An 18,824-nucleotide genomic window follows, 5' to 3' on the forward strand; every position below is an offset into this window, starting at 1 on the left:
CCTGCAGACCCAGCGTGACGAAGTCACCCGCACCACACATATCGGCAGCGAAATCAGTGCTGGTGGCAACTTGACGCTCAAGAGCGACGGTGACCAGAGGTATCAGGTTGCCAAGCTGGAGAGCGGCAAGGACATCACTCTGGATAATAGCTGTAATAATGGTAGTTGCTCGCTCCATGGAGTGGGTGCAAACCCGCCGCACTCAGAGTTGTCTCAACCAGGAGGGCTGGCATCTACTGAGGGGAGTCAAGTGGTTAAGCCAAACGGAAAGTTGTCTAACCCCACTCACCCATTAGAAAAGCACGGGCCTGATGCTAGCGATGCATACCTTAAAGATAGAGTTAAAAATGAGTTGATTAATAGCAATCGCATAGGTTCGCGAACAGCATTCAATGATCGGGCGCAAATGGAGGATGCCATAGCCAAAACATTATTAATCAAGGGTCAGGAAGTGAGGTTGTGGTTGGCTTCCTCACCTCCTGCGGGTGTAACTAGGCCTTTCCTTGCTGATCCAGGGTTAGGGAACTTGGGGCGCGGATTTGAAGTCCTTAATAAGGGTGGTCCGGTTTCTAAAATAGTTAAACCTATGCCTAATGTTAATTTGGTACTTAAGTCTGATGGTAAAGGTGGTTATGTGATTCATACGGCGCATCCTGAGTTTTGATGGAGGTCAATATGGCTGAGTTTGAGTGGAAAGAGCGATTTCTTGATATGTTTGCGGCTACCGTGAATCAGCAGACGCTTGAAGAGGCTGCGGAAGATATGGCGTCGTTGAGTTTTTGTTATCCTGGGTTTCATGATGATTATTTGAGGACTTTTGATTTTGCTATAAGTGCCTTGCGTTCTGGTGATGCTTATCCATTTGAATGTATAAATAGAAGTGGATATAAGGCTTATGATGTTGAAAGTGCTCTTGAGTTGGTTGAGGGCTTGAGGGATATCTATATGAAAAATTATGCGGGGGGGGAGGGGGAGTAATTAGATATTGATCATTTTAATGAGCGATAAATATATGGATTTAATGGTGCCGTCTATGGAGGTTGAGTTTCTTCGACGTCTCAGAGGCAAACAGGTCGTCAAGCTTGTTAGATATAGCTGGTGGCCAGCTTCGGAAGTTGCCGCTCAATGTGGTATTGAGGATAGTTTGGCATTTTCATTGACGGCAGGACCTTTAGCTATCTATTTTGAGGGAGGCATAATCCTTGGTCTTTCGAGTGACCCCTCTCTGAATAGCGTCATTGTTTGGGATGAGGGTGCGAGGGCCGCTAGTCAAGATCCGAATTCATTGGGTCGAGACGAGGAACTGTTCGCTATTTCTGAGTCTGGATTGTTTTCCACTGTTTTTTGGAAGCAGCTTATTGGTTGTTGTGTAATTGATGTGACAATACTTAAGCGCGGGCAGATGAATGCGAAGGAGCTCCAGCGCTCCAGTGAAGTTGGCTTGCGTTTTAATTTGTCAGGAGGCAGGAGTTTTATCGTGTCTCACGGATTGCATGCCAATTCTGATGATTTTTCAGTGCTAGAGAAATCTCAGTTTAATTCGGTGGAGCTGGGGGAGGTTTCGATAATTTAACGCGGATTTTGATATCTAGGGGGCTTCGGGAAAGTCCGTAGATGTGCGAAGGAGGTGGAAAGGTGCGACGCTTAATAAACAAAGAGATGGCAGTTGGATGGCTATATGAAAATGGCGGATCAAACTATATCTGCAGGATTAAAGTGGCTTCATGATTTGGATGTTTACGATATGCGAAATTATAAGCCGGAATCGGCAGCGAGCTTTTGTTCTCTCCTTTAAGCGATTATTGGTCCATTGGGTGACGATGGGGAGGAGTCATTTGATATAGAGGTTTGTACTCTGGCGCGGATTGAGGGAGGTTGCGCGAAAAATGTGGTTGTTGTTAGAGGTGATTTTATATGATGAGACGGATTTCTCAGATGTGACTCTTGAAGATTTTGCAGGCGCCTTGCTGGAGTGGAAGGAAGTAATTATCTCGCAATATATGTTGGTAGGTGCATGCATCGATTTCTAAATTTCAATAGGTGAAGGAAATATGTCTGTTCTAGATCTCAATTGGCAACCTAGATTTGGTTCAATGCTCACTTGGTTTGCAATGGATAAATGTGGGCGGATTGCCGTGATGGTGAACAACTGCTTCGGTGATTTGCCCAAGGCTTTGCTCAAGGTTGCTGCGGTTGAGTCACTGCTCGATCGGATGAATGAATATATGTGGGAGGAGTCAAAAGAGTTTTGTGATTATCCAATACCGAAAAATGGCGGTTTTGACTTGGACCTGTATTCCGCTTGTCGTCACCGAAGTTGTTTGTGCAAAAAGTCTATTGTAGGTGGTCTTGAAAGTAGTCTGGCGAAAATGGGTCATTACAGTGAAGCGAATTTGCCCGTCAATAAGGGGGTTTTTGTCTATCACGCTATTGAAGGTAGCTACGAGGGTGAGGATTATCCAGTAGGGTACGATGGCAACACGGTGATGGGTGACTACTTTAGATATCTGCTCCCGACAGTTTTCGCGTCGATCGAGGATTTTCCTCAACCATTGCGCAGAGGCATCGCTGTTTCGGATCAGTTGGACTTTACAGTTGATCGGCTGCTGCACAACGAACGTATCAATGAATATCTCCCCACTCTGTACTCAGGCTAAAGGGGCGGCGTTGTACCGCCCCCTGTCTGCCTATGCCGATAGCTGCCCCTGCATCCGGCGCCCCGCCACATCCATCAAATCACAGCCATCGCGCAGCAAAATGCTACACACCAGCGCCAGTTCCTGTAGCACCACTGCGCCTTTGGGCGCGTCATCAGAAACCGCGAAGTTCTCCAGCAGTTGAGTCACGGCGCGAATGCGATACGCCGCTGCATCGTGCAGGACGTCTATGGGGGCTTGGGTATCGATCAGCAGTGAGGGAATGTTGCAGTCGTGGCCGGTTATAGCTTGATAACGCGTCATTTATTGAGCCTCTTTAGTTTGACTGAGGACTCTGTAAATCAGGTCGCCAAACCCGGTCGTCCTTTCAACGACCCCTCGACTATATCCAGCGCTCCCCCTGTCCTTAAAGCCCCATTCCTGTTGGATCGTCTGCTTCTGCCGTAAGGCAATTCCTAATTTGCCGAGAGTATCTTTTCGAGCCGGTCTGCCGCGATTTTCCTGGCTTACAATGCCGCCGCTTATCACCATGCCGCCGGTGGTTTTCAGGTGGCGGTGCGTTGTTGAAAACCTTCTCAAGGAAGATCCGTCATGCGTCTGTTGTCTCTGCTGTTCACCCTCGTTCTGCTCGCCGGTTGTGCCTCCACCCCGGACTATTACATCTCGCCCAAGCCGGTGCAGATTCCCGCTACCGCCACTTACTGGATCGATACCTTCAACCTGCAGTTGGTCGGCGAGAGCGAGCGTTTTCTGCCCGAGGACAAGCTGCGTCAGCAACTGGGCATGGAGTTGATCCGGCAATTGGGCAATGCCAATCGCTACGCCGCCACCAAGGACAGCGCCGACTACCTGCTGGATGTGAATGCGGTGTACAAGCGCCGCCTCAGTGACTCCAAGGGTGGGCTGGTGTCGATGGTCGTCGATGACAATACGATCCTTGCCAGTGTCGATTTCGGTTACAAGGTTCAGGTCAAGCGCGACGGCGCCGAGGTGTTGCATTTCGCCCAGGAACGCAATGGTTTGCAGCCTGCCGGGGCCATGGGCCAGTTGCGCAATATGAAGAGCATGCTGGGGGTGATCACCAACAGCGGTAATTCGGATGTGGAGAACTTCTACATTCGCGCTCTGCCGAAGTTCATCGTTCGTGATATCACGGCCATTCCTTCTCGTTGAGGAGGGGCGGGCGGCGATGAATTCTCTCTGTCCAACTCGGGTGTTATGCTCGCGCACGCCAGGTTGCTGGCTATCTGCCACGGATGTATTGGGCCCCGTTCGATGAGGGGCTCCGGGTCATCCCGGCCGTTGCGTAGAAGCTGCCGGCAACGCTGCAACCGATTTTAAAGTGGGGGGTGGAAGCCCCCTTCGCCTATTCACCTGTCAATGGATGATGGAGCCTCGGCGTCGTGGCTCCACCCCGGGAATATGCCCATGCTCATGAATTACCTCGAACGCTCCATGTCGGCCTTGCGCTCCATCGGTATCACCTTTCCCAAGCAGGAGATGCCGGTCCTGGCGCTGCTGGACAAGGTGGCGGTGTACGACGTTGAGCGGGTGACTCAGATCGCTGCCACCCTGCAGCAGGCCACGGTGTTCAACGCCGCGGTGCGTGACAAGTTGCAGGGCATGGATATCAGCACCCGCTATGCGGATATCGCCACCAGCTTCGATTCGATCCGCAACGATGCCCAGCAGATGATGGAGTGGATGGCCGACGGCAAGTTGCAGTTCTCCGAGCGCATACAGCTGGCGTGGTTGAACATGCGCCGCGGCTCGATTCCGGATCGCTTCGAGAGCATCCGCGAGAATTACCTGGCGGTGGCCAAGTCGGCCAATGAGCAGATCCAGCTGGAAACCCTGATCCTCGAGGCGTACCAGGATTACCGCCTGGCCATGAAGTCGGCCGAGGTGGATGCCTGTGAGGTGCAGAAAATCGCCCAGGCGCAGATGGACGCCGGGCGCAAGGCCCTGGCTGATGCCAGTGCCGCCCTGGAAGTGGCAGGGCTGGCGGCGGCGGATCAGCCCAAGCTGGAGCTTGAGCGGGACGTGGCCCTGCGCAATCTGCAGGACGAGGACAAGCGCTTTCAGATCATCACTGACATCGCCGATCAGTTGAAGGCCGCCTATGGCGCGGCGGAGCTGGTGTTCGCCCGGCTCAATCAGTACCACGCGGTGAAGGAGCGCCTGTATCAGCGGGCGGTGAGTTTCTTCGCTACCAACGAGATTGTGCTCACCGGGCTGGCGGCGGGTTTCACTTCTTCCGGCGGTCTGGCGGAAACCACCCAGACCCTGAACGCCATGACCGATGGCATCAACACCAGCCTTGAAGTGCAGGCGCGGGTGGGTGGCGATCAGCTCAATGCGGCGCTCAAGGCCGGTTACGGTTCCAGCCTCAAGGCCAGTTCGGTGAAGGCCTTGGCCGATGCGGTGGTGGAGTTCCAGGCCAGCAGCCTGAGCCTGATTCAGGAGCTGCGCAAGGAGTCGGCATCGGCCGCCGCCGAGATTGAGTCGGTGACCGAGGACAGCAAGCGCCGCTTCACCGCGCTCCTGCAGAAGGGGGTGTGAGGTGAGCGGGGTTTCTATCAGCGAACAGATGGGCGCCATGGCGCTGATCGATGAGCTGCGCCACAACCAGACCGAGATCCAGAAGCACCTGGACCTGCCCAAGCACCGCAAGGCGGTGGCCGAGCGTATTCGCGAGTTCTACAAGGCCCAGGGCGTCGAGGTCGAGGACGCCCTGGTGGAGCAGGGGGTGCGCAAGTACTTTGCCACTCGCCTGACTTACGAAGCGCCGACGCTGCGCTGGTGGGAGCAACGTCTGGCAGACGGTTACCTGCGTCGTAACCACTGGCTGAAATGGGTGGCGATCTGGACGCCTATCGTCCTCTATTCGCTGTATGCCTGGACCCACGTGATCATCGATTTCAAGGAGCAGCGCCGTTACACCTATGCCGATCTGGTGAGCTTGCAGAACGAGGCGCACTCGCGCACCCAGCAGGTGTTTTTGTTGCAGGAGCAGATCGCTCAGCTGGAGCCTGCGGTCGCCAATTCCCAGGTGGCGTCAGCGGGGCGTTTGCTGGACAAGGCCAAGGCTCGGTTGGCAACGGCTCGCCAGCAGACCACGATCAAGTTGCCGCAGTTTGCCGTGCCTGAGGAGCAGCGTAGTTTCAACGACGGTGTGATGGTCTCCAATGCCAAGACCGACTTGAGAAGAAGCATCACCTCGCTCAAGGATGTGCGGGCGCAACTGGATGACATCGACACCCTTCTGACGGCAGCGCAGAAACTCAAGAGCCTGACCGCCAGTCGCGAGTTTCTCGTGGCCAGCAAGGTCGTGCCCGAGGTTGCGGCGGCGGCCAAAGAGGCTCAAGGGGCCTTGGATGATGCTGACACCAGGGGCGTGGCGGTAGCCATGGCCAAGGTCGAGCAGGCCATCAGGCTGACTGACCAGCAAAGCCTGAACCCCAACTACCTCGCCACCCTTGAGGCGGCTCGGGCCAGCGTGCGCCAGATGAACTTGAGCCAGGCGGATGCGGCGCAGTTCCAGCCGCTGTTGAGCAAGGTGGAGCAGGCGATCCAGGCCCTGGATGTGGCGACTACCACCGGTGGGCTCAAGGAGATCGAGCAGTTGCTGGCGTTTGCCAAGACGCCCTTGACCCTGGACATCGTCAGCCGTGCCGGTGAGAAATCCATGGTCGAGCGCAACTTCGACGCCACCGGGGGCAAGAGCTGGTACCTGCTGACCGAGGCCACCGATGCGGCCGGCAATGTGCTGCCGGTGCCGATCACCAGTATCGAGACCGGTGAGAAGCGCTACGCCAGTGTCTTCGGCGTGCGGGTCAATCAGGCCACCTATCAGGAGGTCAAGAACGACAAGCTGGCCGACGGCCATGTGGATAACCGGCGCCTGGGCAGCAAGGATGCCAATTCCTTGAGCTTCAAGTTCCTCAAAGGGCGGACCACCGCCAAGCCTGACTACATCCTGGAGTGGTGATGAGCGCGAACAGCATGATGGCGACCCTGAGTGAAAACTCCCGGCGCTACGAGTATGAACTGCGCAAGTTGCAGCAGGAGTTGTCCAACGCCCATGAGCGGGAATTGCGTCTGGAGCAGGACATCAGCGACGCCCTGGCGCGGATTGCCGGTCACCAGCTCAAGGGCGGCGGCCAGCAGTCGGCCGAGGTCAAGCGCTTGCTTGACCAGCGCAACCAGGGCGAAGCGCAATTGCGCGAGCGCCTGGCCACGGCCGAGGCCGCGGTAGCGCAGCAGTTGCAGGCGGCGATGGGCGTGTCCGGAGAGTTGCAGACCCGGGTGGCGGGCATCGATCGGCAACTGGCCGATGACCCGGCCTATCAGCGCCAGGTGCAGGCACTGCGCGAAGCCGAGGCGGCGCGGGTGGCGGCATCCGAATCCTATGAGGAGCTGCGTGATGAATGCCGGACCAAGCTGCAGGGTTTCCAGGTGGACCGGTTGTACACGTACCTCAAAGGTCGCAAGTTCGGCACCGAGGGTTATCCGCGCTGGACGCCATGGCGGCAATTGGACCGCTGGGCCGCCAGGCTGTGCAACTTCACGGAAAACTGGCGCACCGAGCAGACCCTGTTGGCCATTCAGCAGGCCAACGAAAGCGCCGCCAGTCGCCTGGAGAAAGAAGAAACCGCGCAGCAGGCCAAGCTGTCGAAGCTCTATCAGGAGGCTTCCACCGGCGGTGACTTCATTGTGCTTCAGCAGCGTTTGCAAGCGGCCTTGCAGGCGGTGGAGGTGGCCAAGGCCCAGGCCAACGAGGTACATGCGAGCCTGGATGCCTACAGCTCAAAACGTGACGAGTACCTGGCCCAGGCGTCGACGTTGCTGGCTGAACAATTGGCCGAGATGAGCGACCACAAACTGGAGCGCCTGGCGGCACAAACCGCCGGCAAGGAGGACGATGCGCTGGTACGCAAGGTGCGTGAGCTGCGTGCGGAGCTGGATGAGTTGCGGGTGCGTGTGCCGTTTCTGCAAGGCCAGTGCGAGGAGGCGCAGAACGAGTACGAGCGCGCCAAGCAGTTGGAGCGCAGCCTGTTGGCCAGCGAGGCCGGTCGGGCCAGCCAGAACGCTTCGAGCCGCAGCAATGTCGACTCGCTGATGGTCGGGTTCATGAAGGGTGCGCTGTCGGCTGCCCAGGCAAGCAGTAGCCGCAGCTCCGGATCATCAGGCTCCAGCAGTCTGTGGGGCAGTTCCAGCAGCTCGTCTAGTAGCTCGCCCAGCAGTTCCTCCAGCAGCACCCGCTCCCGTGACAGTGGCGGCTTCTCCACCAGCGACAGTCTCTAGCACAGGGCAGGGTTCAAGGCGCAAGGCACGGGGGAGCATGGGCTCCCCCGTGTCGTTTCTGGCTGGCGACGGTGCTGCGTTACAGCTTCTTCACCGGAATGCAGATCTCACACTCCAGCTCTCCCGTCTTGACGTCGTAATACGCATCCGCCGGATAGCGCTCGAACGCCGGGCGCGGGTCGAACTGCATGCCGCTCTTGGGCAGCCAGTCGCGGCACAGTTCGATCCAGGCGTCGGCGATAGCCGGGCCCAGGCCGCGGTAGTGGGCCACGGCGTAGAGGCCGCCGGGCAGGGTGGTGACGACGGCGGGGGCGCTGGCCTTGAAGTCTTCGGGCACTTCGACGCAGGCGTCGTAGCGGCATTTCTCGGCGGGGGTGAGGTCCGGGTCGTCGTGGCCGATGCCGTAGCGCACGTGGTTGAACAGCTGGTGTTCGAGCATCCACGGCGCGGCGGTTTCGCGCCAGAAAACGCCAATGCCCGGGCCGTAGGCGCCGATGTAGCGCAGGTAGGCCACGCGGGTCGCGGGCAGTTGCTGCAGGGTGACGTTCATGCTGGTTTCCTTCAGATGAATGAAGGCGTCAGGATCGTCGAAGGCCGGGATGTGGGTCTGATCAGGATTGCTCAATTCACGCAGGCGGCGTTCGCGGATGTCGTCGAGGCGACGGTGCCAGCGTTTCGGTTCGGTGTCGCGCCAGGTGCTGGGGGACACCGAGAAGTGTTGCTTGAAGGCCCGGGAGAAGGCTTCGCCGGAGCCGAAGCCCACATCCAGGGCGATTTCCAGGATCGAGGCTTCGGGTCGGCTGGCCATCAGATAGGCACCGCAGGCCAGGCGCCGACGCCGCAGGTAGGCCCCCAGGGGCTCGCCGACCCAGGCACTGAACAGGCGGTGGAAGTGGTAGGGCGAGAAATGCGCCACCCGCGCCAGATCCGCCAGCTCCAGGGGCTGGTCCAGGTGTTGGTCGATGTGCTCCAGCACCCGGTTCATGCGCAGGGTGTATTCATGGAGGCTGTGGTAGGCGGCGCTCATGTTTGCAGATTAGTTGGCTGTAGAGGGGGGGCACGCAGTTTGCCGCAGATTTGTACTGTCGGTCGCTACGATTCGCCGGCAAGCCGGCTCCTACACATGTCCTGTGGGAGACGGCTTACCGGCGAACAGGATATCAAGCGCCACCACAGCAATGCTGGCTTCCCTTGCCTTCGGGCGTCTGTTCGTAGCGGTCATGGAGGCGAACCCAGTCCATGATCTGCTCTTCATTGCGCCCCTTGGGCGTCAGGTCGAGGAAGTTATAGGCCCCCACCAGCAGGTCCAGCCCACGGGCATAGGTGGAGTAGGTGTGAAAAATCTCACCCTGGTCATTGCGATAGAACAGGCTCAAGCCGGGCAACTCGGCCTCATCGCCACTGGCCTGTTCATAGTTGTAGGTCGCCGTGCCTGCGGCCAGTTGCTGGGCGCTGAGGCTGACACCGAAGTCCTGGTTGAAGTCGTCACCGGCACTGGAGTACCAGTCGAAGCGCCAGCCCATGCGTCGACGGAAGTTCTGGAATTGGGCATAGGGCGCGTGGGAGACAGCCACCAGGCTCACGTCGTGATGGGCCAGGTGCTGGTTGGCGCCGTCGAAGTGGTCCGCAAGGAAGGAGCAGCCCTTGCAGCCTTCTTCCCAGCCGGCGCCGAACATGAAGTGGTAGACCAGCAACTGGCTACGCTCGCCGAACAGTTGCGCCAGGCTCAGTGGCCCGTCGGGGCCTTGAAAGTGGTAGGGCTTGTCGATCTTGACCCAGGGCAGCGCCCGTCGCTCGGCACTGAGCTGGTCGCGCTGGCGGGTAAAGGCCTTTTCATGGATCAGGTGCTGTTTGCGTGCGCGCAGCCATTGTTCCCGGGAGACCACGGGGTGATCGGTAGTGCTCATGGCGTTTCTCCTCAAGGCAGGGGGCATGGGTCTTACACACGCTAGTCGTTTGGCGCAGGGCGGGATCGACAAGCTGCCCAGCGGTTTTCCGATCAGGGGTCTGGCTGGCGCGGCGTATTTCCTGAACGGCTGAAAACCCGGTCGGTCACAACCTATGAAAGGCCTTTCATTCTCATGTCTCGAGGTTGAACCGCAATGACCACTTATAACTGGGATCTGATTGAACGACTGCTGCACGAAGTGCAGAACGGCGCCGGCCACAGTTTCACGCCTCGCCCCTACGCCGAGCAGCATGCGGCGGCCAAGGAGGCGGAAGGTGAGCCCACCGGCAATCTGGATGAGCTGAAAGTCACCGCCACCCAGTACGAAAAGTTGTTGCTGGACCGGGGTTTTATAGAAACCAGGCCCGAGGAAGAGGGCGGCAACGGCGAGAACTTTGTACTGACGCCCCGCGGCTCAAGCCTGCTGTGTCTGATCGACAGCAGTATTCCGGGCAACGATCACCCGCGTCAGGTGCTGGATGAACAGGCTGATGCCCTGGATCCGGATACCTTTGACGAGGTGGCCTCCAGGGCGCAGATCGCCTAGTTTCGCGCCGCTAGCCCTGGCGGGCGTTCTGCAGGCATTTCAGGGCGGTGAAGTCCTTGCGTACGCCGTCGATTTTCTTCAGCAGGCGTTGGCGTTGGTCCTGGCTGCTGGCGGCCATCAAGTCCACCAACAGGCTGCGTGCGGCCTGTTCGGTGTGGGCGTAGGCCTGGCGGTAGTCGTCTGTCCATAAACTCTCGCGGTTGACCAGCAACTGCTCGATGCGCTGTGGGAAATCGCTGTCTTGGCGTTGCGCCACCGCGGCGCTGAATTGCGCCTGCCAGTGAACGCGGTTGGCGATCCACTGCTGGTTCTGCTCTCCCAGGGAGGCGGACCATTGCTCTATTCGTTGTTGTTGGCTGGGGTTCAGGGGGCCGAGCCAGGCATTCAGGCGCTTGCTCATGCGCTGACTGCGCTGTTGGATCTGCTGCGCCAGTGATGGCGTGAGGTATTGCTCCCGGTGTTCCTGCTGGTCCTTGGCGAAGGCATTGTTCATCTCTTTGACTTGCCCGTCGTCCAGGCCCTGGAGCAGTTCCACAGCGGAAGGGGTGATCTGCCGTGCAGTCTCGGCGATGGCCTGCTTGGCTTCCCGGGTTCGTGCCAGCAGGTCCTGATCACTGACCTGATTGTTCTGCACCATCAGTTGCAGGCGATCGAGCCAGTCCAGATAACCGGGTAACTGGGTGCTGCAATGCCAACTCAGGTGCTGCTGCAGACGCTGGTTGAACCAGCTTTTCTGCTCGCTGTTCATGTCCAGGTAGTCGTTGAGGGTCCAGGGGATGATCACATCCAGGTTGCGATAGGCCAGGCCGACTCGGCTGCAGGCGCCTAGCAGCAGGCTGAGGATCAGTAACAGGATAAGCAGGGGCCACCGGCGCGCCATATTCGAGTCCTTGCGAGTGCGGGTTCCTGCATCTGAACCCGGAAGGCCCCCGGCAGTTCAGCCGCTGGGTGGAAGGTCGGCAGTGATGAACAGGGAGTTGGCTGAAACCATTGATCCAGAGAGCGGCAAGGATAGCGGCCAGGGACAGCGGATAAGGGCCGTTGGTCGACTTTTAGTACTAGGGGGAGGGAAGAAGGGTGCCAGTCCTAGCGCTTTGAGGGCAAAGCGCTAAGGGACCAGGATAATGCGGGGGAATTACTTCTTGCCGAGGCTGATCTGCTTGGATGGGCCGAAAGTCTGGCCGCTGACGCCTTTGGCAATTTGCTGGATTTCGCCGCCCGATTTCAGGAAGGCCGCGATTTGTTCGTTGATCGATTCGCTGGTTTCAACGGCGGGAGCTGGTTTTGCTTTGCTGTTGGAGGCTTTTACTCGCATGGCGGCCATTTAACCTTTTGGAAAATTAATTTGGCCAGGCATCTTATCAGAAATACTTGACAATTGCTTGGTAAATATCCTCTGAAACAGAAGGTCGCTTTTTTGGCTTTTTTCCTAAGTTGATCTCGCTGACATCTTCCTAAGTGGCTGTTTTAAATAAAGACCAGCTTCTGAAAATGCCGGCTGGTGGCTGTTTGCCCCTACCCGGTAGGTCGCTGTTTGCCTGACGAATGGCCGCTTGATCGCCAGTGAAGCTAGAAAAACCAAGGCTCTTCACGGATTTTTCTGGTCCGGGACTCAGGAGCGCCAACCTGTGCCTGGAAAACAGGTAGAATGCCGCCCACGCAATGAGGGTATTGGAAATGGCTTTAGTCGGGCGCTACAACAGTTTGCAAGTGGTTAAACACACTAACTTTGGTTTGTATCTGGACGGAGGGGCGGACGGCGAGATATTGCTGCCCAATCGTTATATTCCCAAGGACATTCCCAGTGAAGATGAAGACTGGTTGAATGTTTTTGTTTATCTGGACAGTGCCGACAAGTTAATCGCAACTACCGAAAAGCCGAAAGTTCAAGTTGGTGAGTTTGCCAGCCTTAAAGTCGTCGAAGTTAACAGTATCGGGGTATTCCTGGATTGGGGATTGCCCAAGGACCTGTTGCTGCCCTACTCCGAAGAAAAGCGCCAGATGAATGCTGGCGAATACTGCGTGGTGCATGTCTACCTGGACAAGCACACCCGTCGTATCACCGCCACGGCCCGCCTGGACCGCTACCTGGACAAGACTCCGGCCAACTACAAGGTTGGCCAGGAAGTCGACCTGCTGGTGGCCGAGTCCACCGACATGGGCTTCAAGGCGATCATCAACAACAAGCACTGGGGCCTGATTCACAAGAACGAAGTGTTCAAGTTCCTGCGCTCCGGCATGCAAGAGAAAGGCTTCATCAAGGAAGTACGGGCCGATGGCAAGATCAGCCTGAGCCTGCAACCGGTGGGTGAAGAAGCAGCCACCAGCCTGAACTCGAAGATCCTCGCCAAGTTGCGGGAAAACAATGGCTCTCTGGCGGTCAGCGACAAGAGCGATCCGGCATTGATCAGCAGTTTGTTCGGGGTCAGCAAAGGCAACTTCAAGAAGGCCATCGGCGCGCTCTATAAACAGGGCCAGATTGTCATTCACGCGGATCGTATCGAGCTAAGCTGATACTCATTTCGCCCTGGGGTGGACGGGTGTAAACCTCCACCTTCTCTATGTCTCGGGTTACTTGTCTTTCCCGGTGCGGCCCGTCTTGCAGCACGATGGCTGGCCGCGTCCCTGGGGGCGTTGTCCTTTCCACAGCGGGTAGCTGTCATGTCGATGAATCAATCTGAGGGACTGCGGTGAGCATCGAGCGGCGCAACGCCGATGGCTTTGCCCTGCAGGTGATGCTGGGGTTGTGCCTGATCTGGGGCGTGCAGCAGGTGATGATCAAATGGGCGGCGGCGGATATTGCCCCGGTGATGCAGGCGGCTGCGCGTTCCGGGATTTCGGCGCTGCTGGTGGCCCTGCTGATGTGCTGGAAAGGGGGCTGGTCCCAGGTCTCCAGTACCTGGCGCGGCGGTTTACTGGCCGGTGCCCTGTTCGGTCTGGAGTTCCTGTTCATTGCCGAGGGGCTGAAGCTGACGAGCGCCGCGCATATGTCGGTGTTTCTCTATACCGCGCCGATCTTCACCGCCCTTGGGGTCAATTGGTTGCTGCCCAGTGAGCGGCTGCGGCCGTTGCAATGGTTGGGGATCATCCTCGCTTTCATTGGCATCAGCATCGCCTTTGCCGGAGGGATCTCCCTGGACAATCTGGATCGGCGCATGCTCCTGGGCGATGTGTTGGGACTGCTGGCGGGGCTGGCCTGGGGCGCGACCACGGTGGTGGTACGTGCCTCGCGACTGTCGGAAGCGCCAGCCACACTGACGCTGTTCTATCAGTTGATCGTCGGTTTCGTCGGCTTGCTGCTGATTGCGGTGCTCAGCGGCCAGGTGACCCAGGTCAGCCTGACCCCGGTGGCCGTGGCCAGTGTGTTGTTTCAGGGGCTGGTGGTGTCGTTCTTCAGCTACCTGACCTGGTTCTGGCTGCTGCGTCGCTATCTGGCGGCGAACCTGGCGGTGTTTTCCTTCATGACGCCGATGTTTGGCGTGACCTTCGGCGTGTTGTTGCTGGGTGAACCCTTGAGCCTCAACTTCGTGCTGGGGGCGCTGCTGGTGTTGTTGGGCATCACCTTTGTCAGCGCCGAGCAATGGTTGCGCCGGCGCATCAAGCGCTTTCTATAACGCCGCTGCCTAGGAGACCGCCGGGCAGCGCTGTGTCGCGGGTCGCGGTTGCCAGAGCAGGCCACCGCTGATCAGCAAGCCGGAACCGGCGGTCACCAGCGCCAACTGCAGGCTGGCGCTGAAGTGACTGCTCAGGGCCGCCAGCAACGGGCCGCTCAATTGCCCCGCGGCAAAGCAGGCGGTGAGCAGACCGGCGTTGCGCTGGGCCGCCTGCGGCGCCAGTTCCCGGGAACGCTGCATCACCAGCTGCATGCAAGCCAGGAACGGTGTGCCGCACAGCAACACGCCCAAGACCAACCCCAGGCCGCTGTCCAGCAGGCAGGCAAAGACCCCGGCGGCTTGCAGCCACAGGGTCGCCATCAACCATTGGCGAGTACTGTGCGGGGTGTGCCGGCGCAGGCTGACCAGGGCCACTCCCAGGGCGGCAGCCAGGCCGAAACCGGGCCAGAACAGATCGGCTTGCCACTGACCTTGAAAGCGCGCGCTGGCCATTTGCGAAAGAAAGGTCGCCGGGATGATGTAGCCCACCCCGTACAAGCCATAGACCAGCCCCAGGCGGCCCACGCTCTGCTCATTGCCTCTCGAGTCCTGGGCGGCCGGACTGAGGTTTTTCGAGGCCTGTGGCAGGATCGGCAGGATCACCAGCAGCATCAGCAGGGCCACCAGCCCATACAACAGCCACAGGTTGGCGGAGCCTTGGCCCAGCAGGTTGGAGCCCAGGGCCAGCAGGCCGGTGAGCATGATGCCCAGCCCGGGACCGGCGAACACCAGGGCTCCCAGGCGTGGCCGGCCCGCCGCCAGCGCCAGGGGCTGGCTCAGGGCGGTGATCATCACCAGCACCCAGGCACTGGCCACGCCCGTGCCGAAGCGCAACAGCAGGTGCGGCCAGAAGCCCTGGGCCCAGAATGAGGCCAGGGTCAGCAACACGCACAGCCACAGTCCACCCAGCAGCCGTGCCCGTACCTGTTTCGGCTGGCGGGCGAACATGGCGTCCAGTGCACCGCAGAAGTAGCCCAGGTAGTTGGCGGCGGCAATCAGGCCGGCGGCGGTCAGGTCGACCTGGCCTTCGCCGATCAGGTGCGGCAGCTGAGGAGTCAAGGCAAAGCGGCCAATGCCCATGGCCATCATCAGGGCAATGAAACTGGCGAGCAGGCGCAGCAGCGGGGACATGGTGGGGGTTCCATCGGCAAGGACAATGACCGTCAGGCTAGGACTGATTGACTTTCTGTAAAAATGAATAATAGTGAGTAACTTGTTCAGTTTTGGAGAATGTCATGGAGTTCAGCCAACTGCGCATCTTTCAGGCCGTGGCCGAGGAAGGTTCCATCACCCGGGCCGCCGAGCGCCTGCACCGGGTGCCGTCGAACCTCTCGACTCGGCTCAAGCAGTTGGAGGAGCAACTGGGCGTCGAGCTGTTCCTGCGCGAGCGTCAGCGCTTGCAACTGTCGCCGGCGGGCAAGGTGCTGCTCGATTACGCCGCGCGGCTGTTCGCTCTGCACGATGAAGCCCATGCCGCGGTACAAGGCGGTCAGCCGGCCGGGGATTTCGTCCTGGGCACCATGTACAGCACGGCGGCGATTCATCTGCCGGCGCTGCTGGCGCGTTACCACCGGACCTATCCGGCGGTGAACCTGCAGGTGCAGTCCGGGCCCAGTGGCGAGCTGCTGGAAGGCCTGCTCAGCGGGCGCCTGGACGCGGCCCTGGTGGATGGCCCCCTTGAATTGGCAGGGCTGGATGGGGTGCCCTTGTGCGATGAGACCCTGGTGCTGATCAGCGAGGCCGATCACCCGCCGGTGCGCACCGCCCGGGATGTGGAGGGGCGTGCGGTGTTCACGTTTCGCCAGGGTTGCGCCTATCGCATGCGCCTGGAGTCCTGGTTCGCCCACTATCACGCGGCGATGGGCCGGGCCATGGAGATCGAGTCCTACCAGGGCATGCTGGCCTGTGTGATCGCCGGTTCCGGGGTGGCGCTCATGGCCCAGTCGATGCTCGACAGTCTGCCGGGGCGCGAAAGCGTGGCAGTGCATGCCCTGGCCGAGCCGTTCGCCCAGACCACCACCTGGCTGATGTGGCGTAAGGGCATGCTCGGGGCCAACCTCAATGCCTGGATCGAACTGCAGCAGGGGGCCGCCGGGCAGGCGCCACAGGCGCTGCGGGCCAATGGCTGAATAGCCTTGGCCGATTCGCTTCAATCCAGTAACAGTTCATTGCTATTGCGAGGCAGCGCGCGGGAAAAGTTAGGACTATTATCTGCTTGAGGCGGCGCAGTATCGCCGCTCGGCACGACCCTGAGGGGGCACTATGAAAGACAAACTGCAAAGCTGGCTTCACGACCTTGGCGTCGCACTGGGCCTGATCGAGCCACCGCTGCAACCGGTGCCGATTCCTACCGACGAAGAACTGCGGCGGCGTCAGCAACGTCGTCGTTGAGCTCGAGGCGAGAGCGGAGTGCAGACTCCGGCTCTCGTCAGTGTTTTCTGGCCGGCAGTCGCTCGGCCACCCACCCGGGACAATCGGGTCAATCCTGATTTTGCCGGGACTTTTCCAGTAACCATTGCACCAGGTCGCCGACCTTTCCCAGGCGCCAGAGCGCTCGCTGCTCTTCCCGGGGGGAGATGCAGAGGTCGAACCTGTCCTCCAGGCGCCAGAGCAGCGCTTCGATATCCTCCCTGTCCAGCCCGAGTGCCTGCAGAGTGCTGTGGTCATCGAAGTCGATGAGTTCACCCAGTCCCCGGCGGATAAGCAGGTGCACGGCCACGCGCGCTTCGGCCCGATTCATCGCGTTGCTCCCGAGGGATTAGCGGGTCAGGCGGGGCGGGCAGCGTCGGCGCGGGTCTTTTCCAGAATCACCTGACTGAGCTCGCTGATGGAGTTGATCCGGTACAGATCAAGCTCCGGATCAAGGCGAATGTTGAACTCGCATTCCAGGCTGTAGAGCAGGGCCTTGAGGTCCAGGGAGTAGGTGTTCCGGGCGCGGGCCTGGCAGGGGGGGATTGGCCACTTCTGGGCCATCTGGGTCTCGATGGCGTGGCGGATGCTTTGCTGGATGTCGAAACGGTCCATAAACACCTCGGGGCAGGGGAGAGGTTCTTATTGTTTTATGACCCCGTCCAAGGGTGAAGCGATAGCGTGCCCTGAGGCTGCCAGCGATCCTTGTACTGTTCAGGAACAGTCGTCGCTGAGTCAGATTACAGCACAGGTTTTTTCCGGCGGTGGTGACCACTCGTCCAGTGGCTGGCTTCCGGGATCGAGCTGCAGGCCACGCCATCCGGCGTTGTGGCACTTTTTCGTGGACGAAAAAAAACGGATGCGGCCACCGACGCCGCACCCGTCGAAGAAAAGCTTCAGGCGTCCGACTTCAGGTCAGATCGCGTTGGCCAGAGGCGCCGAGCGCCGGGAAACCAGGCTCACCACCACGAAACTCACCAGGCCCACGGCCAGGCTGTAGTAAATCGGCGTGTTGGCATCCAGGCCGTCCTTGAACATGAACACCAGGGCGGTGACGAAGCCTAGACCCATGCTGGCGATGGCGCCGGCGGTGGTGGCGCGTTTCCAGAAGATGGCGCCGATCAGCGGGATCAGCATGCCGCCCACCAGCAGGTTGTAGGCCAGGGTCAGGGCGCTGATCACGTCGTTGACCACCAGGGCGATGCCCAGCACCACGATGCCGGTGAGGAAGGTGAACAGGCGGTTGATCCCCAGGCTCGATTGTTTGCCGCCCCGCAGTCGTGGCAGCAGGTCTTCGGTCAGGGTGGTGGAGGCGGCCAGCAGGCCGGCGCTGGCGGTGGACATCATCGCGGCCAGGGCGGCGGCGATCACCAGGCCGCGGATACCGTCCGGCAGCGAGGCTTTGACGATGGCGGCGAAGGCGTTGTTGACGTTGTCCAGGTCCGGCAGCAGGACGTGGGCAGCCATGCCGATCAGGGCACAGGCCAGTCCGTAGAGGATGCAGTAGAAGCCCGCCAGGGTACCGGCGTATTGCGCGACTTTCTCGGTCTTGGCGGTGAACACCCGTTGCCAGATGTCCTGGCCGATCAGGATGCCGAAGAAGTAGATCATGAAGTAGGTGATGATGGTGTCCCAGCCAATGGTGGTGAAGCTGAAACTGGACGCCGGCAGCTTGGCCACCAGCTCATCCCAGCCACCCACGCGGTACAGGCAGATCGGCAGCAGGATGAACATCAGCCCCACGGTCTTGATCACGAACTGGACGATGTCGGTCAGGGTCAGGGACCACATGCCGCCGATCGCCGAATAGACCACCACCACGCCGCCGCCCAGCAGGACCGAGATCCAGAACGGCAGGCCGAACAGCACTTGCAGCACGGTGCCGATGGCGAGGATTGAGGTCACCCCGATCATCAGCGCATAAGCCAGCATGATCACCGCACTGGCCTGGCGGGCCATGGGGTTGTAGCGCTTTTCCAGGACCTGGGTGACGGTGAAGATGCGCAGCTTGAGCAGCGGCTTGGCCAGCAGCAGGTTCAGGGCAATGATCCCCGCGCCCAGGGCGGCGCACAGCCAGAAACCGGAAATGCCGTGGACGTAGCCCAGGCGCACGGTGCCGACGGTGGAGGCGCCGCCCAGGACCGTGGCAGCCATGGTGCCCATATACAGGGTCGGCCCCAGGTTGCGTCCGGCCACCAGGTAGTCCTCGTGGGTCTTGGCCTTGCGCATGCCGTAATAGCCGAGCACGAGCATGCCGGCGGCATAGATGAGTACGACAAATAGATCTAAAGCCATGGTGGCGT

22 protein-coding genes are annotated in these 18,824 nt (G+C 59.5%); 13 read left to right on the forward strand and 9 right to left on the reverse strand.

The genetic code is table 11. From position 1 onward, the window contains the following. Positions 1-70 precede the first annotated feature (70 nt). The 4 genes from ACSSVC_RS11710 to ACSSVC_RS11725 all read left to right on the forward strand — a co-directional run bounded on the left by ACSSVC_RS11710 (position 71) and on the right by ACSSVC_RS11725 (position 2,657). The gene (locus tag ACSSVC_RS11710; RefSeq protein WP_492612308.1) at positions 71-664 is read left to right on the forward strand and encodes a hypothetical protein; all 594 of its coding nucleotides are present in this window, start codon (positions 71-73) and stop codon (positions 662-664) included. An 11-nt stretch (positions 665-675) separates the two neighbouring features. Next, complete coding sequence (locus tag ACSSVC_RS11715; RefSeq protein WP_492612309.1) at positions 676-978, forward strand: hypothetical protein; 303 nt, start codon at positions 676-678, stop codon at positions 976-978. Between the two features lie 19 nt (positions 979-997). Then, on the forward strand, positions 998-1,573 hold the full coding sequence (locus ACSSVC_RS11720; RefSeq protein WP_492612310.1) for a hypothetical protein: 576 nt from the start codon (positions 998-1,000) through the stop codon (positions 1,571-1,573). Positions 1,574-2,051: 478 nt separating this feature from the next. Next, complete coding sequence (locus tag ACSSVC_RS11725) at positions 2,052-2,657, forward strand: hypothetical protein (protein WP_492612311.1); 606 nt, start codon at positions 2,052-2,054, stop codon at positions 2,655-2,657. Between the two features lie 30 nt (positions 2,658-2,687). Here ACSSVC_RS11725 and ACSSVC_RS11730 read toward each other — a convergent pair whose 3' ends face one another. Next, positions 2,688-2,960, reverse strand: a complete 273-nt coding sequence (locus ACSSVC_RS11730) for a hypothetical protein (protein WP_492612312.1) — start codon at positions 2,958-2,960, stop codon at positions 2,688-2,690. A gap of 288 nt (positions 2,961-3,248) precedes the next feature. On the opposite strand from ACSSVC_RS11730, the gene ACSSVC_RS11735 reads away from it, so the two are divergent. The 4 genes from ACSSVC_RS11735 to ACSSVC_RS11750 all read left to right on the forward strand — a co-directional run bounded on the left by ACSSVC_RS11735 (position 3,249) and on the right by ACSSVC_RS11750 (position 7,964). Beyond that, positions 3,249-3,830 (forward strand): hypothetical protein, encoded by a 582-nt coding sequence (locus ACSSVC_RS11735; RefSeq protein WP_492612313.1) that lies wholly within the window; start codon positions 3,249-3,251, stop codon positions 3,828-3,830. Positions 3,831-4,091: 261 nt separating this feature from the next. Next, the gene (locus ACSSVC_RS11740; protein ID WP_404939941.1) at positions 4,092-5,219 is read left to right on the forward strand and encodes a merozoite surface protein 3b; all 1,128 of its coding nucleotides are present in this window, start codon (positions 4,092-4,094) and stop codon (positions 5,217-5,219) included. Position 5,220: 1 nt separating this feature from the next. Further along, complete coding sequence (locus ACSSVC_RS11745) at positions 5,221-6,648, forward strand: DUF6384 family protein (RefSeq protein WP_446438895.1); 1,428 nt, start codon at positions 5,221-5,223, stop codon at positions 6,646-6,648. Continuing rightward, the gene (locus ACSSVC_RS11750) at positions 6,648-7,964 is read left to right on the forward strand and encodes a hypothetical protein (RefSeq protein ID WP_492612314.1); all 1,317 of its coding nucleotides are present in this window, start codon (positions 6,648-6,650) and stop codon (positions 7,962-7,964) included. The genes ACSSVC_RS11745 and ACSSVC_RS11750 overlap by 1 nt, the downstream gene beginning before the upstream one ends. Positions 7,965-8,043: 79 nt before the next feature. On the opposite strand, the gene ACSSVC_RS11755 is transcribed toward ACSSVC_RS11750, so the two are convergent. Together ACSSVC_RS11755 and ACSSVC_RS11760 are read right to left on the reverse strand one after the other, a co-directional pair. Beyond that, positions 8,044-8,991, reverse strand: a complete 948-nt coding sequence (locus tag ACSSVC_RS11755) for an AraC family transcriptional regulator (protein WP_492612315.1) — start codon at positions 8,989-8,991, stop codon at positions 8,044-8,046. Between the two features lie 133 nt (positions 8,992-9,124). After that, on the reverse strand, positions 9,125-9,871 hold the full coding sequence (locus ACSSVC_RS11760; protein ID WP_492612316.1) for a DUF899 domain-containing protein: 747 nt from the start codon (positions 9,869-9,871) through the stop codon (positions 9,125-9,127). A 195-nt stretch (positions 9,872-10,066) separates the two neighbouring features. Between ACSSVC_RS11760 and ACSSVC_RS11765 the strand changes: the two genes are divergently transcribed. Then, on the forward strand, positions 10,067-10,459 hold the full coding sequence (locus tag ACSSVC_RS11765; protein WP_346632052.1) for a transcriptional regulator: 393 nt from the start codon (positions 10,067-10,069) through the stop codon (positions 10,457-10,459). Positions 10,460-10,469: 10 nt separating this feature from the next. On the opposite strand, the gene ACSSVC_RS11770 is transcribed toward ACSSVC_RS11765, so the two are convergent. Both ACSSVC_RS11770 and ACSSVC_RS11775 read right to left on the reverse strand, forming a co-directional pair. Beyond that, positions 10,470-11,339, reverse strand: coding sequence for a DUF6279 family lipoprotein (locus ACSSVC_RS11770; protein WP_492612317.1), 870 nt, complete (start codon positions 11,337-11,339; stop codon positions 10,470-10,472). A 255-nt stretch (positions 11,340-11,594) separates the two neighbouring features. Next, positions 11,595-11,783, reverse strand: coding sequence for a PFL_1563 family small protein (locus ACSSVC_RS11775; RefSeq protein WP_016962619.1), 189 nt, complete (start codon positions 11,781-11,783; stop codon positions 11,595-11,597). A gap of 353 nt (positions 11,784-12,136) precedes the next feature. Between ACSSVC_RS11775 and ACSSVC_RS11780 the strand changes: the two genes are divergently transcribed. Beyond that, entirely contained in the window at positions 12,137-12,973 is an 837-nt protein-coding gene (locus ACSSVC_RS11780) for a CvfB family protein (RefSeq protein WP_060838083.1), read from the forward strand. Positions 12,974-13,149: 176 nt separating this feature from the next. Continuing rightward, positions 13,150-14,073 carry a DMT family transporter gene (locus ACSSVC_RS11785; protein WP_102878814.1) on the forward strand — a complete coding sequence of 308 codons (924 nt, stop codon included), beginning with the start codon at positions 13,150-13,152 and terminating at the stop codon, positions 14,071-14,073. Positions 14,074-14,082: 9 nt separating this feature from the next. Here ACSSVC_RS11785 and ACSSVC_RS11790 read toward each other — a convergent pair whose 3' ends face one another. Further along, positions 14,083-15,243, reverse strand: a complete 1,161-nt coding sequence (locus tag ACSSVC_RS11790) for an MFS transporter (RefSeq protein WP_346632050.1) — start codon at positions 15,241-15,243, stop codon at positions 14,083-14,085. A gap of 104 nt (positions 15,244-15,347) precedes the next feature. Here ACSSVC_RS11790 and ptrR point away from each other — a divergent pair, with 104 nt between their 5' ends. Both ptrR and ACSSVC_RS11800 read left to right on the forward strand, forming a co-directional pair. Further along, positions 15,348-16,241, forward strand: a complete 894-nt coding sequence (gene ptrR / locus ACSSVC_RS11795) for a putrescine utilization regulator PtrR (RefSeq protein ID WP_346632049.1) — start codon at positions 15,348-15,350, stop codon at positions 16,239-16,241. Between the two features lie 133 nt (positions 16,242-16,374). Further along, entirely contained in the window at positions 16,375-16,503 is a 129-nt protein-coding gene (locus tag ACSSVC_RS11800; RefSeq protein ID WP_011059908.1) for a PA1414 family protein, read from the forward strand. A gap of 88 nt (positions 16,504-16,591) precedes the next feature. Here ACSSVC_RS11800 and ACSSVC_RS11805 read toward each other — a convergent pair whose 3' ends face one another. The 3 genes from ACSSVC_RS11805 to ACSSVC_RS11815 form a co-directional block, all read right to left on the reverse strand. Beyond that, positions 16,592-16,852 carry an acyl carrier protein gene (locus ACSSVC_RS11805; RefSeq protein WP_492612318.1) on the reverse strand — a complete coding sequence of 87 codons (261 nt, stop codon included), beginning with the start codon at positions 16,850-16,852 and terminating at the stop codon, positions 16,592-16,594. A 26-nt stretch (positions 16,853-16,878) separates the two neighbouring features. Next, positions 16,879-17,136 (reverse strand): acyl carrier protein, encoded by a 258-nt coding sequence (locus ACSSVC_RS11810; RefSeq protein ID WP_346632047.1) that lies wholly within the window; start codon positions 17,134-17,136, stop codon positions 16,879-16,881. A gap of 300 nt (positions 17,137-17,436) precedes the next feature. Continuing rightward, a complete protein-coding gene (locus tag ACSSVC_RS11815; RefSeq protein ID WP_346632046.1) occupies positions 17,437-18,816 on the reverse strand; it encodes a sodium:solute symporter family protein in 1,380 nt (459 codons plus the stop codon). Between the last annotated feature and the right edge of the window lie 8 nt (positions 18,817-18,824).

It is taken from the genome of Pseudomonas sp. E1BtOHC1 (assembly GCF_058744285.1).

Bases quoted from the DNA above. Each gene is read 5' to 3' on its own strand.
- ACSSVC_RS11805 (WP_492612318.1), bottom strand. From the start codon at position 16,852: ATGAATCGGGCCGAAGCGCGCGTGGCCGTGCACCTGCTTATCCGCCGG.
- ACSSVC_RS11770 (WP_492612317.1), bottom strand. From the start codon at position 11,339: ATGGCGCGCCGGTGGCCCCTGCTTATCCTGTTACTGATCCTCAGCCTG.
- ACSSVC_RS11715 (WP_492612309.1), top strand. From the start codon at position 676: ATGGCTGAGTTTGAGTGGAAAGAGCGATTTCTTGATATGTTTGCGGCT.
- ACSSVC_RS11780 (WP_060838083.1), top strand. From the start codon at position 12,137: ATGGCTTTAGTCGGGCGCTACAACAGTTTGCAAGTGGTTAAACACACT.
- ACSSVC_RS11815 (WP_346632046.1), bottom strand. From the start codon at position 18,816: ATGGCTTTAGATCTATTTGTCGTACTCATCTATGCCGCCGGCATGCTC.
- ACSSVC_RS11740 (WP_404939941.1), top strand. From the start codon at position 4,092: ATGAATTACCTCGAACGCTCCATGTCGGCCTTGCGCTCCATCGGTATC.
- ACSSVC_RS11730 (WP_492612312.1), bottom strand. From the start codon at position 2,960: ATGACGCGTTATCAAGCTATAACCGGCCACGACTGCAACATTCCCTCA.
- ACSSVC_RS11725 (WP_492612311.1), top strand. From the start codon at position 2,052: ATGTCTGTTCTAGATCTCAATTGGCAACCTAGATTTGGTTCAATGCTC.
- ptrR (WP_346632049.1), top strand. From the start codon at position 15,348: ATGGAGTTCAGCCAACTGCGCATCTTTCAGGCCGTGGCCGAGGAAGGT.
- ACSSVC_RS11735 (WP_492612313.1), top strand. From the start codon at position 3,249: ATGCGTCTGTTGTCTCTGCTGTTCACCCTCGTTCTGCTCGCCGGTTGT.
- ACSSVC_RS11760 (WP_492612316.1), bottom strand. From the start codon at position 9,871: ATGAGCACTACCGATCACCCCGTGGTCTCCCGGGAACAATGGCTGCGC.
- ACSSVC_RS11790 (WP_346632050.1), bottom strand. From the start codon at position 15,243: ATGTCCCCGCTGCTGCGCCTGCTCGCCAGTTTCATTGCCCTGATGATG.
- ACSSVC_RS11750 (WP_492612314.1), top strand. From the start codon at position 6,648: ATGAGCGCGAACAGCATGATGGCGACCCTGAGTGAAAACTCCCGGCGC.
- ACSSVC_RS11775 (WP_016962619.1), bottom strand. From the start codon at position 11,783: ATGGCCGCCATGCGAGTAAAAGCCTCCAACAGCAAAGCAAAACCAGCT.
- ACSSVC_RS11800 (WP_011059908.1), top strand. From the start codon at position 16,375: ATGAAAGACAAACTGCAAAGCTGGCTTCACGACCTTGGCGTCGCACTG.
- ACSSVC_RS11720 (WP_492612310.1), top strand. From the start codon at position 998: ATGAGCGATAAATATATGGATTTAATGGTGCCGTCTATGGAGGTTGAG.
- ACSSVC_RS11765 (WP_346632052.1), top strand. From the start codon at position 10,067: ATGACCACTTATAACTGGGATCTGATTGAACGACTGCTGCACGAAGTG.
- ACSSVC_RS11810 (WP_346632047.1), bottom strand. From the start codon at position 17,136: ATGGACCGTTTCGACATCCAGCAAAGCATCCGCCACGCCATCGAGACC.
- ACSSVC_RS11755 (WP_492612315.1), bottom strand. From the start codon at position 8,991: ATGAGCGCCGCCTACCACAGCCTCCATGAATACACCCTGCGCATGAAC.